Origin of the sequence: Methanosarcina mangrovi, assembly GCF_052057765.1 — an archaeon.
Taxonomy (GTDB): domain Archaea; phylum Halobacteriota; class Methanosarcinia; order Methanosarcinales; family Methanosarcinaceae; genus Methanosarcina.
Genome location: NZ_CP195120.1, coordinates 2867964 through 2882354, shown reverse-complemented (window position 1 = coordinate 2882354; position 14391 = coordinate 2867964). Strand labels below are relative to the sequence as shown.

General features: G+C 44.1%; 10 protein-coding genes. 1 reads left to right on the top strand and 9 read right to left on the bottom strand.

Annotated elements, in window-relative coordinates:
• Positions 1–387: 387 nt before the first annotated feature.
• The 8 genes from ACSAZL_RS12870 to ACSAZL_RS12835 form a co-directional block, all read right to left on the bottom strand.
• A complete protein-coding gene (locus tag ACSAZL_RS12870; RefSeq protein WP_440945043.1) occupies positions 388–2121 on the bottom strand; it encodes an ABC transporter ATP-binding protein in 1734 nt (577 codons plus the stop codon).
• Positions 2122–2136: 15 nt separating this feature from the next.
• The gene (locus tag ACSAZL_RS12865) at positions 2137–3921 is read right to left on the bottom strand and encodes an ABC transporter ATP-binding protein (protein WP_440945042.1); all 1785 of its coding nucleotides are present in this window, start codon (positions 3919–3921) and stop codon (positions 2137–2139) included.
• A gap of 458 nt (positions 3922–4379) precedes the next feature.
• Positions 4380–4631 carry a hypothetical protein gene (locus ACSAZL_RS12860; protein ID WP_440945041.1) on the bottom strand — a complete coding sequence of 84 codons (252 nt, stop codon included), beginning with the start codon at positions 4629–4631 and terminating at the stop codon, positions 4380–4382.
• A 209-nt stretch (positions 4632–4840) separates the two neighbouring features.
• Positions 4841–5149, bottom strand: a complete 309-nt coding sequence (locus ACSAZL_RS12855) for a FeoC-like transcriptional regulator (protein WP_440945040.1) — start codon at positions 5147–5149, stop codon at positions 4841–4843.
• Positions 5149–5604 carry a hypothetical protein gene (locus ACSAZL_RS12850; RefSeq protein ID WP_440945039.1) on the bottom strand — a complete coding sequence of 152 codons (456 nt, stop codon included), beginning with the start codon at positions 5602–5604 and terminating at the stop codon, positions 5149–5151. Before ACSAZL_RS12850 ends, ACSAZL_RS12855 begins: the two co-directional genes overlap by 1 nt.
• A 13-nt stretch (positions 5605–5617) precedes the next feature.
• A complete protein-coding gene (feoB, locus tag ACSAZL_RS12845) occupies positions 5618–7615 on the bottom strand; it encodes a ferrous iron transport protein B (RefSeq protein ID WP_440945038.1) in 1998 nt (665 codons plus the stop codon).
• A complete protein-coding gene (locus ACSAZL_RS12840) occupies positions 7608–7850 on the bottom strand; it encodes a FeoA family protein (protein WP_440948848.1) in 243 nt (80 codons plus the stop codon). The genes feoB and ACSAZL_RS12840 overlap by 8 nt, the downstream gene beginning before the upstream one ends.
• A 13-nt stretch (positions 7851–7863) precedes the next feature.
• A complete protein-coding gene (locus tag ACSAZL_RS12835; protein WP_440945037.1) occupies positions 7864–8112 on the bottom strand; it encodes a FeoA family protein in 249 nt (82 codons plus the stop codon).
• 643 nt (positions 8113–8755) lie between these two features.
• Between ACSAZL_RS12835 and ACSAZL_RS12830 the strand changes: the two genes are divergently transcribed.
• Positions 8756–11962, top strand: a complete 3207-nt coding sequence (locus ACSAZL_RS12830) for a LytS/YhcK type 5TM receptor domain-containing protein (RefSeq protein WP_440945036.1) — start codon at positions 8756–8758, stop codon at positions 11960–11962.
• Positions 11963–12077: 115 nt separating this feature from the next.
• Here the strand turns inward: ACSAZL_RS12830 and ACSAZL_RS12825 are convergent, their stop codons facing one another.
• Entirely contained in the window at positions 12078–14201 is a 2124-nt protein-coding gene (locus tag ACSAZL_RS12825; RefSeq protein ID WP_440945035.1) for an MASE3 domain-containing protein, read from the bottom strand.
• Positions 14202–14391 lie beyond the last annotated feature (190 nt).

Genomic DNA, 14391 nt, shown 5'->3' with positions numbered 1-14391 from the left:
TTTCAAATTGTATGGGCAAAAGTAAATTTGGCTCTTCGCTGTTTTAGACTCAGTTCCATAATCCAGTGATTTCATTATTTTCTTTTCTCTGGATATGACTTTTCCAAAAATTATTTTTATTAGTTTGTTAATTTTATCCTCTATCTCCGCCTTAAGTGTCAAATTTTTTCAAATCTTCAAAGAGATACTTCAAGATCCAAACATTTTTAATTTTTTCATAGGACTAATTCGATATGCTCCGCTATTTGGACGGCAAATTCTTACCTTAAAACCGTTCACTATATCTGGAATACCTTGTTGATGTGGAGAGCAGACTCTCCAGTGTGAACCCTCTTACATTCCTGCCGGACAGCAGGACGCAGTCCTCATCCATATCCTCAAAAAGTATTAATTACTTTGATATTGCGCCTTTAACATTGAGGAAAAAATTCCTTGTTTTTCTTTTAATTCAAAAGGTGTGCCTGTTTCTGCGATAACCCCGTCTTTAATAACAACAATCTTATCAGCCCCTGAAACTGTTCTCATACGGTGCGCAATAATCAAAACGGTTTTGTTTTTTATAAGCTCACTGAGTGCTCTTTGGATCTTGCCCTCATTTTCCGCATCAAGAGCTGCTGTAGCCTCGTCAAGCAGGATAATTGGAGCGTCTTTTAGTATTGCTCTGGCTATTGATATACGCTGTCTTTCGCCTCCCGATAATTTTTCTCCGTTTTCTCCTATTAAGGTGTCATATCCTTGCGGAAGCTTCTTTATGAACTCATCGCATTGGGCCAGTTGTGCCGCCTTCATTACTTCTTCATCCGGCGCGTCTTCCTTCCCAAGACGGATATTGTCCATAACGCTTGAATTGAAAAGCGTAACATCCTGAAAAACGATTGAAAAATTATTCAGAAGGGTTTCGGGATCAACCCGGGAGATATCTTCTCCGCCCAGGGTGATGACCCCTTTGTCGATATCCCAGAAACGGGCAGACAGCTTTGCAACCGTGCTTTTCCCGCCGCCGGAAGGTCCTACAAGCGCCGTTACTTCGCCTTGCTTTGCGGTGAAGTTTACATTCTGCAATGTTTGCACACCGTCTTGATAGGAGAAGTCCACGTTCTTAAATTCGATATCGTAGTTTTTCGGATGAAATTCGGTTCTTCCTTCCTGTCTTGGCATTCCATCCATCTCTTTCATGCGTTTTATCCGCACGTTGAGATATATAAGCGCTGCAAAGTTGTTCAAAGCGTCCGTAATCGGATTATAAATGCGCGCAGTGATGACAAGAAAAACAATGTAAGTAAAAATATTTATGGTCCCGGTTGACAAAAGATATGCTCCGACCAATATGACACTGGGAAGACCAAGCTTTAAAACAGCGTAAGAAAGGTTGATGAATGCGCCTATCAAAAGCTCTGTTTTGATCAAAAACTTTTCGTAGTTATCCAACTTTGCGTTTAACGCCTTTGAAAAAGCCTCTTCTCTGTTATAGGACTTTACTTCGTGGACTGAATCAAGTCCCTCTTGAATATTATCCGAGATATCTCTTTTTATATTATATATTCTCACCTGCGTACTATTTTGAAACTTTCTCGAAAGATAAAAAACCAGGGCGGCAACCGGAACTACCCAGAATACGGCAAGGGACAGCTCCCAGTTATAGAAAAACATCATCATCCCCATGATCAGAAGAGTCAATCCCGCTGCATAAAGCTGGGGAACCGTATGGGAAAAGAGCGTCTCTATCTGTGTTACATCCTCCATGATGGTAGAGCTTAAATCGGCAATATCTTTTTTGCCAAAAAAAGCTAATGGAAGCTTTCTTAGCGTTTCAGCCAGACTGATCCGTCTGTGGGCACTTTCTTCATAAATTTTCGTATAGGCCGAGTCGTACTGAAAAGTGGCGATGACGAACATTATCAGGAAGGACACGGCAGACAGAATAAAGTAGTAAAGAAAGTTGCTTTTCTGGCTGGTTGAAGAATTTATCAGGGAGCTTATGTGTTCATCGAGGAAGTAAAAGCTGAGGATTACCGGAGCCAGAAAGCTGATGTCCATCACTACGGTCCAGATTATCGAGTGAAGAAGGTCTTTTGCGCCTTTTTCAGACATAGCATATTTATTTTGAAAATATCTTACCATATTGACCTCCTCAGTTTACCCGGCTTTTGCGGCAATTTTCCAGGCAACAGATTTTTGGTATTCATCCCACATGGTTTTGTAGATACCACCTTTATTCAGCAGCTCTGCGTGTGTTCCTTCCTCCGCAATCCTTCCGCTTTCGATAACCAGGATTCTGTTAACCTCCCGTACACTGGTAAGACGATGTGCAATCATAAGAGTTGTTTTGCCACGGCTAAGCTCACTGAGTGCTTTTTGGATTAAATGTTCATTTTCAGGGTCTACAAAGGCAGTGGCTTCATCTAAAAGCACTATCGGAGCATTCTTGACCATGGCTCTGGCAAGCGCAATTCTCTGCTGTTCTCCTCCTGAAAGATAGGTTCCTTTTGAGCCTATTACCGTATCAAGTCCATCAGGAAGATTTTCGATAATTTCTCTTGACTGCGAAAAATCAATTGCTTTATTTAGTTCTTCTTCTCCGACGTTATCTTTTCCAAAAATTATATTTTCTCTTAGTGAACCTTTAAACAGCCTTGTGTTTTGAAAAACAAAGGAAATATTGTCCATCAGTTCTTTTTTAGGAATATCCTTGACATTTATTCCTCCTACTAATACTGCGCCTTCGTCTGCATCCCAAAAGCGAGCGGCCAGCCGGGAAATGGTCGTTTTTCCGCCTCCAGAGGCACCGACAAGTGCGATCGTTTCACCTTCGTTTAATTTAAAGCTGATTTTATTGACGGCGCGTTTGTCGGTTCCTTCATATGAAAACACTACGTCCTTAAACTCCAGGCTGTGATTTTGGATGTTTTTTGTGTTTTTGCTATAGCTCATGTTTGGATAATCTAATAGGTTATCCAGCCTGTCAATGGCTTGCTCTGCAATCAAAGTATTTTGCTGAAAATACATCGATTTCATCAAAAGCATAGTAAAAATTGGCGACATCAGAATGTAAAAAACAAAGTCCGCAAGCACAAGGGGAAGGTTTTCTCCCCTACCTATTAAAAATATAGTCATTGGAATTAAAAAGAATGCGGCTGATTGCATAATTATGGTGTAAAATGACATCGGTTTTCGCCAAAGAAGGGTATACGCATGAACCATCTCTTTATATTTGATTATGCTGTCATAGAACCGCTTAAAAGAAAATACGGTTTGACCGAATGTTTTTACAACCGGAATACCGCGGACATATTCCACGGATTCGGAGCTCATTTCCTCCAAAGAATCATAATACATTTTTTGAAATTTTTTACCTTCGGAGCTCATCATGAACCTCATTGTTATGAAGCCCAAAATAATTGGAACAAGAGAAGCAAGCCCCATTCTCCAGTCTACGATAAAAGTCAGAGCTATAAGAATAATGGGGGAGACGACGCTGCCTGCCATATCCGGGAGCTGATGTGCTAAAAATGTATGAGTTGTTCCCGCTCCGTCATTTACAATCTTTCGTATTTTCCCGCTTGAATGCTTATCAAAAAAACCAAGCGGCATAGACATTATTTTGTTCATTCCAACTTTTTGTATCCCGACCTCTACGTGAAAAGCCGCAAGATGCGAGCTCATAAGTGCGCAAAAATATACTATTATTCCTCCTATTGCACTTGCAAAGGCTAGCCACGCATAAAAACTGACATTTGAAATGTCAATCGATTGGGGAGCTGATAATATATCACGTGTTATGTGCCATATAAGCACAAAAGGCAAGATGTTAAGAACTGCGGAAATTCCTGACAATACCAATGACAATGGCAAAAGTACTTTCTTCTTGCCCATATAAGGCGTGAACCTTTTTAAAATAAATTTTTTTTTCTCTTTTGGCATTTATAGTCACGCTCGTAATTGCAGCAACAAAGAAAACACTTTGCAGTTCACCTAATGTTGCATTATTTAGCTCCTTGACTATAGCTTGACTTCCTGAATACTTGGATCCTAATCGGTTATATTCAATATTTCCATTGATTCGGGAGAGTAAAAGTCTGGTCATTTTGCAACCGGTTGGCTTAAAGTTTTAAAGAATGTTCTCAGTTCTCGTTTTTTATTTCAGTTGAATACCCCGCCAGCTTGCTGCGGGGATGAAAAACTTATCCGGCAACCGTTAATGATAAATATGTTTTATCAATTTCATTTTCGAGTTGTTAACTTCTGCTTAAACTAAATTGTTCAGGGTTATTGCTTTCTTTAACGGAATATTGAGCGGAAGCGTGAACATACCCCGTTGCTTGCAGCGGAGTGCGCCAGCGCAACTTTGGTTTTCTGTTTAAGCAACTTTGATTTTCGGTTTAATTCTCTCCCATTTCTTTTCTGAATTCTATGTAATCCCTTTCGACTTCTTCGAGTTCGTGTTCCATTATTGTACCGCCAGCTAAGAGTAATGTAATTATGACACAAAAATTGAAATTTATTCTTTCAGTTTGTAAGTACCGGGATATTTTTGTGGATAGGAAAACAGGATCTAATTTTCCGGGAATTTTTTTCCAGGTTGGGAGGCGTCTCTGTCCTGTCTTCCTTTCCGTTGAGCCGAAAAATTTCAAAAGCCCTGGCTGCCTTGTAACCTGAAGCCGTAAAGCTTTAAAGTCTGTCTTCGACTTCCGTTTTTATTGCTGGTTTTTTACTGATCCCGTATGTTTGTTCGCTTTCTGGTCTGTCTATGCAGCTTTAAGCTCAGGAAAGACTGCCCTCAGACTTTTGAAATCTTCGGTTTCCGTTCATCAAGATTTTTTACAAAGGTTTTTCAGATCCATCATGCCCGGTTATTGCAGACCCTTCGCCCTTTTTCGGTCAACCTGTAAATTGTACCGCTTAATACGGCGATTTTTCCTGAACATTCGCAACACCCGCAATTTTTACAGGAGCCGGAGCAGGAGGAGGATAAGTCAGGATTTGTTTCCGTAACTTTTTCAACATGTCCCATTCCTTCCATAATTTCGAGTAAGCCTTTAAGCTGCTGCGTACTCATTTTCAAATGTCTCGAAATCTCATTGAAAGAGATACTGCCTTTCTTTTCCGCTTCTTCCATCTGTTTCAGTACATATACGTATCCGAGTACCATTATCCTGGCTCCTTCCTTTCCTGAAGTTTGAATTTATTTTCCCAGCCCATGTATATTACAAGAGAAATCAGGCCAAGGTACAGTGCAGGCTTGAGATCAACAAGTGGTGTCCACTCCTCAAATCCCTCCGCAAACAAAACCCACGCATTAATAAGGTCGGCAATAAAGTTCAGGGAATACAGAGCTCCGAAGAGCATGGAAAGTACGATCCCCACATATGCGTAGGCTCTTCCTTCTAAGGAACCTTTTGAAAGTTCAACAGTTCCGTATAAATAAACCGCCCCTATGACTACAAGTACCAGCCCTCCGGCAAGTTCCGGAGGGAGCAGGTTTGCAGTTATGAAGTTTTCAGGCAAAAACCCGGCTCCTTTCAGGACCTGCAGGCCCCCGGTTACCAGGTAGGTTATCCCCCCGAGGAGGGTAAAATAGGTCAGAGTTTTATTCTTATTTTCCATTTATGTCTCCTCGTCATGCGAATATGATAGTCCCTATTTTTACCGTTGCAAAGGCCATTATCCACGCTACTGTTGTCGAATAAGCTGCTGCAAAAAGCATCCATTTCCAGGACCCCGACTCTTTTTTGATTACTGCAACTGCTCCTATGCAGGGTACGTAAAGCAGGGTAAACACCATGAGCCCGAGTGCAATCGCGGGTGTGAATGTAGGGTCTGCTCCAAGAGTCGAAGACAGTATTCCTTCATCTTCCCCTGTGCCGTATAGGGTACCGAGAGAACCGAGGACAACCTCTTTGGCAAGGAACCCGAAGATAAGGGAAATTGCAATTTTCCAGTCAAACCCTATCGGAGCTACGAGAGGTTCGATCAGCTTCCCGAGGCTGCCTATGTAACTTTCCGCACTTCCGTATTCGACTCCCTGCGGGAAGTATGCAAGCAGCCATATGACCACCACTCCTCCGGTGATCACGGTACCTACCCGTTTCAGGTAAAGAGAGCCCTGGTTCCACATATGTTTCAGGGAATTACCGACCGAAGGCACGTGGTAAGGAGGCAGTTCCATTATAAAGGAAGAAGGTTTGCCCTTGAAAATGACACTCCGGAATAGCTTGGCAGACAGGATTGCCACAATTATGCCTAGCACGTAAAGCCCGAAGATAACCGATCCTGCCTGTTTCCCGAAAAACGTCCCTGCAAGCAGCACGTAAACAGGCATCCTGGCCCCGCAGGACATGAAAGGCGTAACCATCATCGTAATAAGGCGGTCTTTTTCGTCCTCAAGGGTGCGGGTTGCCATAATGGCCGGGACCGAACATCCGAAGCCCATAAGCATAGGGATAAAAGATTTCCCCTGGAGTCCCATCGAATACATCAACCTGTCCATAATAAAGGCGGCTCTTGCAAGATATCCGCTGTCCTCCAGCAAAGCCAGGAGGAAAAACAGGATGAAAATATTGGGTACAAAAAGTACAACCGATCCTACTCCTGCAATTATCCCGTCTCCGAGCAGGGATGCAAGCCACGAAGAATCAATGTTTGCAGCAACCGTTTCGGCAAGCGAACCGAAAAACATGTCTATGAGTTCCATGAAGGGAGAAGCGAAGGTAAAGGTAAGTTCGAACATGCCCCACATCAGGGTAAGGAAGATAGGTATTCCAAGATACCTGTTTGTAAGTACCTTATCGACCATGTCGGACGGTGACATCTGTTCAACACAGGTCGTACATGCCTGAGACAGTATGCTGCTTATGAACTCATACCGCTTGTCGGCCATTTCAGCTTCGTATTCCTCCGGGTCGAGGCCGGAAAGGAATTTTTCAACTTCAGGCTTTACACTTGACTGAGAAAGTTTTGAGCGAGCATTTTCGTCTCCTTCGAGTAATTTTATGCTCAACCATCTGGAAGGGTACCTGTTCAGAAGGGCCATGTCTTTAACGAGAATATTTTCCAGATGACGTATCTTCTCTTCAACATCTTTCCCGTACCCTATCTCATGAGGCAAGTGTGCTTCGGAATCGGCTTTTGTGATTATTGCGTCAAGGAGGGCGTTGATACCTCTGCCTTCGTTTGCCGTTGTCTTTATCAAGGCGGTTCCGAGTAATTTTTCAAGTCTGAGGATATCTAACTCGTCTCCTCTTCTTTCCGAAAGGTCGGACATATTCAGAGCAAAGACAAGCTTCGTTCCCATTTCCAGTAGCTGGGTGCTCAGGTACAGGTTGCGTTCCAGGTTTGTCGAGTCAAGGATCTGGACTACAACATCAGGTTTTTCCTCAAGGATGTAATCCCTGGCGACGACTTCGTCTGCCGAATAGGCTGTGAGGCTGTAGGTTCCGGGGAGGTCTACAATTTCAAGAACATGCCCGGCATATTCTTTTGTACCTACTTTTTTCTCAACCGTTACTCCCGGCCAGTTTCCAACTTTTTGCCTGGCTCCGGTAATAGCATTGAAAACGGTCGTCTTGCCCACATTGGGGTTTCCTGCAAGTGCAACCCTGATTTTATTCTCAACCAAGTTCCACACCTTCACAGGGATCCGGTTCTACCATAATTTTCATCGCCATACCCCTTCCGAGGGCGTAACGTGCTCCGTTCACATTAACAAGCAGATTCCCTCTCTCGCATCCTATAAGCCGGACAGAAGACGAAGGCGTAAAACCCATTTCTGTCAGCCTTCTCTTGAGCTCCAGACCTGCCCGAACTTCTTTGATCCTGCAGCCTTTCCCTTCCGAAAGCATGGTAAGAGGCATCCGTGCGGTCAAATTAATCCTCCAGCACTTCAACAACAACTGCCTCTGCCTCAGTCTTCCTGAGGGAGAGGTTGTATCCTTTCAACTTGAAATCCACAGGGTCTCCCAATGGGGCTTTTTTGGTGACACTCAGAACTGTCCCGGGGACCATACCCATATCAAGGAGCCGTTTGCGGGAACTCCCTCTTCCTCTTACCTGGATAACACGGGCTTTTTGGCCTGTTTCCAGCATGTTAAGGGTTTTATCCATTATTCCTACCATTTTGTACACCATAATATATTCGGATATACGAATTTTTTGCTTAGATATGAAATGTAATATTATGTATATAATATTTTTGCATATGCGAATATTTTATTGTTTCATGAAATATTCCCGGTGAAAAAGTATTTTTCGGAGAAAGCTTGCTCTGCCGGTTGGGATTTTTATTCCGATCTCATCCCCCAACAGGGCATTTGCAGAACTGCTTCCTGAAAAAAGAATTTCTGCAGAGTAAAGGGAAAAAGAAGTCCGTAGATCATTTGTTGAAGGCTTAAAGACAATCTTTTTGAAATCAATTATTCGTTGTTTTTGTGAATAGGGGTGATTTATACAAAAACTATTTTGAACTTTTCTAACCGTTTTATGACATATTCCGGTTCATTTTTACGTTCGGGAATTAATATGCCCATATCAGAAGCACAACTCTTTTAAAATAATAAAACTATTCCAATCTTTAATTATATATTTATGCTTAATTATAGGTGCTATCTTGGCTGGAACAAACCTTCTCCAAGCTTTTAAAAATGCCTCAGGTTCTGCATTTTCTGTTCAATCTAATTTTCAAAGTATCTCTCAGCGTTTGGTTCCTGTTCTTTTAGATCTGCTTTTTTTCCTTGGCCCTTCTCTGATTCTTTCCGTCCACATGAGTGTTGACAGTTATCCTGACCTGCTGGCTTCCGGGGCAGCATCCAGATACAGGATGCTCTGGGTTATCGGAGTGGCTCTTGTCTATAAATATTGCCTGATTGAAGGGCTCTCCCGTTATACGCTCGCACGGGGGGAAGATATTTTCAGGGGTTTTCGGCATATACCCGGGCCTCAAAACTGGGAAGTAATCTTTATTATGTGCATTTATTCCCTTGAACTGATAGGCTTCGGAGGCATTGCCTTCTTTGCGGGTACTTTTCTTGTGCAGCTTTTCCCGGTACTTTTTTCCGTAAAGCTGGTGGCAATCCTTTCTCTGATCCTGGCAGGCCTCTTTCTTTACAAATGTCCTTTTTCTTTTTTTGAGAGGCTTGTATCCTTTTTTGCAGGCTTGATAATAACAGGGACTCTTTACACTTTACTCGGGACCGGAATTCCTTTAGTGGATGCGTCCCGGGAGCTTGCCCCTGTCCTTGAAAAAGAACAGCTTATTACGGTTATGGGGCTGCTTGGGGCAGCCGGCTCAAGCCTTTCTCTCCTGTTTTACTCTACCTGGCTAAAGGAAAAGATCGGGGCTCTGCATGGAGAAGCTTACTTTTCCACGCATTTCCGAAACGTAAGGTTCAGCCAGGGACTTGCTTTCTGGCTGACAGGGATCTTTTCTTTTGCCTTCATGACTATAGGGCTTTCTTCGGGCTCAAGCACCGATTTTTTCAACGGGATCTACATCTCACTCAATAAACTGCCTTACGGAGTCCCGGTATTTATCCTAACTTCATACATTGTTTTTGTTGCCCTCATCCTTACCGGAATTGACGGGAGGGCTCGGGCAATTGCTTCGATCCTGAGCGGAACGGGGATAATTTTTAAGGACGAAAAAACTCTTTACAGGGGAATAATCTCAGGGCTTGTAATTGTCCTTGCCTTAATAATCAGCTTCGGAGAGCCGGGAAACATCCTCACATGGGTCTCTGCCCTTGCATCAATAATGTTTGCATTCATCGGGTTTATGGTAGTCTATCTTGACTTCAAGCTCCCGGAATATGCAAGAGGTTCAAAATTGTGGCGCTTGCTAATGGTTGCAGGCAGTTTTTTATTCCTCTTTGTAGCGCTCTTAAAGGAAGAACAGTTCCTGCTTTTCGGGATTCCTTTGATGGAAAGGGTTACTGTAGTTGCTTTTGTCATATATATGTTCAGTAGCTCAAAAAATATGAGGTTAGCCCTGGAACGAGGTTTTTCAATGGCTGACCGGGCTCTGATTGTGATGGTTTTCGGCACACTTTCCATTTACGGGACTACTCAGGCTATTCTCTTTGACGAGGCACTTATCAACTTCCGGGACCTCGGACCCATGATTGCCGGATTACTGGGAGGCCCGGTACTCGGAGGCCTTGCAGGATTGATAGGAGGGCTCTATCGCTATTCCCTGGGAGGCTGGACTTCCCTGCCCTGTGCGGTTGCAACGATTCTTGCCGGTGTCCTGGCAGGCTATGCCGCAATTTGCTGGAAGGGCAAACTGGACTATCTCAGGCTTATCGGGCTTGGCGTCTTCGTGGAAGCTATTCATCTCCTGGTGATTTTTCCTCTCCTGGTCTATCCTGCACCCCTGGAAGACATCCTGGCCTTAATCCGGAGTTTCCTGCTCCCAATGACCTTTACGAATGTTTTCGGACTGGCACTTTTCCTGTATATCATAAAGGAACAGAGCTTTTTCCTTGAAAACAGGTTCGTTTCACGCTTACAGGAAACCGGGGGACTGAAAGTTTCATTGCAGGCTTTAATAGTCCTGATATCCGTGCTTGCACTTTTAATTTTAGAGGGGAGCTTCATGGCAACCGGCATCCAGCTAATTGAACACTTTGTGGTTGCGGCTTTTTTCCTCTACATTCTCTCCGGGACTGCCGTGGTAAAAAATTCGTTCAAAAGCAGCCTGAACCTGAAGGAACAGAGCTTTATAGCGCTGGATTTTGGCTTTCTCTCGATCTACGGGACTCTGCAGGCGGTCCCGGTAGGAGAGATTCTGGTAAATTTCCGGGACCTCGGGCCCATGCTCGCAGGGCTGCTCTGCGGACCCTTTACAGGAGCAGTTGCCGGGTTTATGGGAGGTTTGGTTCGCTATATGCAGGGAGGCTGGACAGCTCTTCCATGTGCAGTGGGAAGTGTAGCTGCAGGTCTTCTGGCCGGAATACTTTCAAAGCACTGGCAAAAAAAACTCAGTTATTCCAGGCTTGTTTTCCTTGGTGTCGCTGCAGAGAGCCTGCACTTGTTCGTACTGCTCCCGCTTCTTACATACCCGGCCCCTCTCCCCGATATTCTGGAAGTGATCCGCAGTTCCTACCTGCCGATGACCGTGATAAACGTACTTGGACTTTTACTTTTCCTCTATGTGAACCAGGAACTTAATTCTGTGGACAACTCTGTGGGCACCGAAAACTTAAAGCCTGCCCGTGAAAACAATACCGGAAAGCCGGAAAGTTCGGCACTTATAAAGCCGCTTGCAGTCTCCGTACTTCTATTCCTTGCTATTGCCAATGACCGCTATCTGCTCAATGTTGCTGTCCCCCTGCTTGAAAGAGTACTTGTGGTCACTTTTTCTCTCTACCTGTTCAGCCGTACGGAAACCCTCTGCGAAGCGGTTGAAGGTCAGCTTTCCGGAAACAGCAGGATCTGGCTTGTGACGGGCTTCGGCCTGCTCTCTGTCTACGGCACGATGCGGGCTGTCCCTGTAGAAGGGATCCTGGTCAATTTCCGGGATCTGGGCCCCATGCTTGCAGGCATTCTGGGCGGACCGCTTCTCGGAGGACTTACCGGGCTTATTGGCGGTGTCTATCGTTTAAGCCAGGGAGGGTGGACTGCTGTCCCCTGTGCAGTTGCTACCATTGCTGCAGGGCTTGTCGCAGGAGGCTTTTCGGTTCTCTGGAAGCGGAAACTTAGCTACTTCAAAGTTGTTTTTTTAGGGGCTCTGGTAGAATGCCTCCATCTCCTGGTCATTTTCCCGCTGCTTGTCTATCCGGCTCCGCTGGAGGATATCCTTAACGTAATCAGGAACAGTCTCCCCTCAATGCTTCTGGTAAACGGGCTTGGTCTGGTCCTTTTTTTGTATATCCTGCGGGAACGGGGACTTGATTCCGAAGGACGTAAAAAAGAGCTTCAAAGCGAGGTGTTTTCCGCCTCCCGCAGTCCGGTCAAAGATACAATTCTTTGAATTGTGAGCTTTAAAAAGATCCATTTTTTAGATTTTCGGAGCAAGGGTGTGAACATATCCGTTGCTTGTAGCGGGGTGTGCCACCACCACTTTGATTATGTCTTTGTCTTTGCTTTCAATTTCCTACCTTTCCGAACCTGATTTTGAATTCCGTTCCCGCATCCCTGTTAAGTTCGATACTCCCGTCTATCTGTTCTACAAGAATGTTTACAAGCTGGAGCCCCAAAGAATCCGTATTTCTGAAATCGATATCTTGAGGAAATCCATTTCCGTTATCAGCTACGATCAGCATAAACACCGTCTCTTTTTCACTCTTTTCAATGCCCTTTTTGCTCTCGAAACACCTTATTATTCCCTCTTCACTTTTCTCTATGCCCATTTCACCCGTTTCTATGCCTGAGGGGTCTGTTTTGATATTCCTTTCCACTTCGGGATTGCCGTTTTCACTTTCCTTTTCGTAATCTTCCGGTCTTGAAAGGCTTATGCGGATTTCTCCTCCTTTTCCCGCGGAGAAAGCGTGCTTTAAGGAATTCGAAACCAGTTCGTTTACGACGATGCCGAGAGGAACTGCGGTATCCATTCCCAGATAAATCTGCTTAAGGTCCAGTTTCAGGTTAATTTCCCTGTTTCCTACGGTATATGAACTGAGAAGGTCTCCGGTCAGCTTGCGGAGGTAAACCGCAAAATCGAGAGTTTCCATATCCTTTCCTTCGTAAAGCTCTTCGTGGATCAGAGCCATGGAAGTTACACGGTTCTGGCTTTCCCTGAAGGCTTCAAGGGTTTCTTCGTCACCGAACTTTTCTGCCTGGAGGCTGAGCAGCGAGGAGATCACCTGCAGGTTATTCTTGATTCTGTGGTGGATTTCTTTTATGCGGGCTTCCTCTGTCCTGGAAAGGGTTTCTTCAGCCATTTTACGCTGGGTGATATCCCGAATAAAGCCCTGGAATTGCCCCGACATTCCGGAATCCCCGGGAATGGGCTGCATAATTTCCCTGACCCACCTGATTTCCCCATCTTTTCTCCTGACCCTGTACTCCAGTTCATGCGGGGAGTCCGGGCTTGACTCTGCCCTTTTCATATTATCAAAGAGCAACGGTCGGTCTTCAGGTACAACTATTTCGGTCCACTTCACCTTCCCGGAAATAAAATCTTTTTTTCCGTAACCCGTAATTGCTTCCACAGCCCCTTCCATAAACGTCGGCACACCTTTCTCACCGAGCCAGAAGCCGGTAATCCCCTGTATGTTCTGAAGCAGGGAACTGTAATGTTCAGCTTTCGTTTGCAGGTCCTCGGGTGCGGGTTCACCTACAGGCATATTTTTTTCCAGTCCGAGCATCCTGTAAATTCGTCCCTGGTCGTCCTTCAGGAAAGTAGCTTCCCTCCTGAAAGCTTCCTCCCTGAATTTAAGGTCTCTGAAAAAAAGGCTGCAGGGCTCCTCAAACCCCGTTTCTACGATCGCTATATAGATCAGGTAAAAAGATAAGACATTAAAAATATGCCCGATATAGTTGAGAAATTCCTCCGTATACGTATGGTAGGCAAGAGCCAGTTCAGCCAGAATTGATAACGCTATCGCTGCCGTAAGAATTCTGAAAACATGTTTTTCGAACCTGTCTCTTTTTCGGTACAGGAGTACCAACGAACCTATGAATAAGAAAGAGATGACATACTCGCTGTATATTTTAAACGGAGTAAGCCCATAACTTTCCGTGTAACAGTCCGGAAAGTTCCCGTAATGAAAGATTGAGAGCAGGAGAGCTACCGTAATAACAGCATACACAAGAAAGACTCCTCGGGCAAAGAGGTCATTTCCATAAGGTTCTTGATTACTTTTGCCGTCCCATACAGTACGGGTTAAAAGCAAAGGGGCTACAAAAAAGGATATACCTCCCATATACCTTATGGAAATCCAGAGCTGAGCAGGGAGGTTTGCCCCGTATCCTGGAAATACGCCTATTCTTTCATAGGAAAATGAACGCAAAAAGCCAAGGCATGCTATGAAAAAAAGTGCTGTCCCGACAAATGTAAGGTACCGGTTTTCCGAAATAACTTTCGATTTCCATACTATTATGAAAACCATGTAAGCGATTATGACATTAAACTGATTTACTACAATACGAAAGAGCAGGTAGTTCTGGAGACTGATTATGTAAAGTAAACCTGCTATTATCAGGAATAACCCCAGCTTGATAAGAGAAGACTTAAGGGGTATATCAAATGTTTTTTCCCCACAATGCATTCGGAAATATATCTGTTAACCTTAGTATAAAGTAGTTTCGAAAATTATATCATTAAATTTATAAAAATCCGAATTGTGTACTTATATATTGCAAAAACAATCTAATCCGAATGTATCTTTCTTATCGGCAGCAGGGAATTTCTTAAAAAAAAGATTCTCATGCTATGTTTTCATTGAACCGAATAAATCT

Excerpts from the sequence above, each read along its gene's own strand:
- ACSAZL_RS12835 (WP_440945037.1), bottom strand. The coding sequence starts at position 8,112 with ATGGTAGGAATAATGGATAAAACCCTTAACATGCTGGAAACAGGCCAA.
- ACSAZL_RS12825 (WP_440945035.1), bottom strand. The coding sequence starts at position 14,201 with ATGCATTGTGGGGAAAAAACATTTGATATACCCCTTAAGTCTTCTCTT.
- ACSAZL_RS12850 (WP_440945039.1), bottom strand. The coding sequence starts at position 5,604 with ATGGAAAATAAGAATAAAACTCTGACCTATTTTACCCTCCTCGGGGGG.
- ACSAZL_RS12840 (WP_440948848.1), bottom strand. The coding sequence starts at position 7,850 with ATGCCTCTTACCATGCTTTCGGAAGGGAAAGGCTGCAGGATCAAAGAA.
- ACSAZL_RS12865 (WP_440945042.1), bottom strand. The coding sequence starts at position 3,921 with ATGCCAAAAGAGAAAAAAAAATTTATTTTAAAAAGGTTCACGCCTTAT.
- ACSAZL_RS12870 (WP_440945043.1), bottom strand. The coding sequence starts at position 2,121 with ATGGTAAGATATTTTCAAAATAAATATGCTATGTCTGAAAAAGGCGCA.
- ACSAZL_RS12855 (WP_440945040.1), bottom strand. The coding sequence starts at position 5,149 with ATGGTACTCGGATACGTATATGTACTGAAACAGATGGAAGAAGCGGAA.
- ACSAZL_RS12830 (WP_440945036.1), top strand. The coding sequence starts at position 8,756 with ATGAGTGTTGACAGTTATCCTGACCTGCTGGCTTCCGGGGCAGCATCC.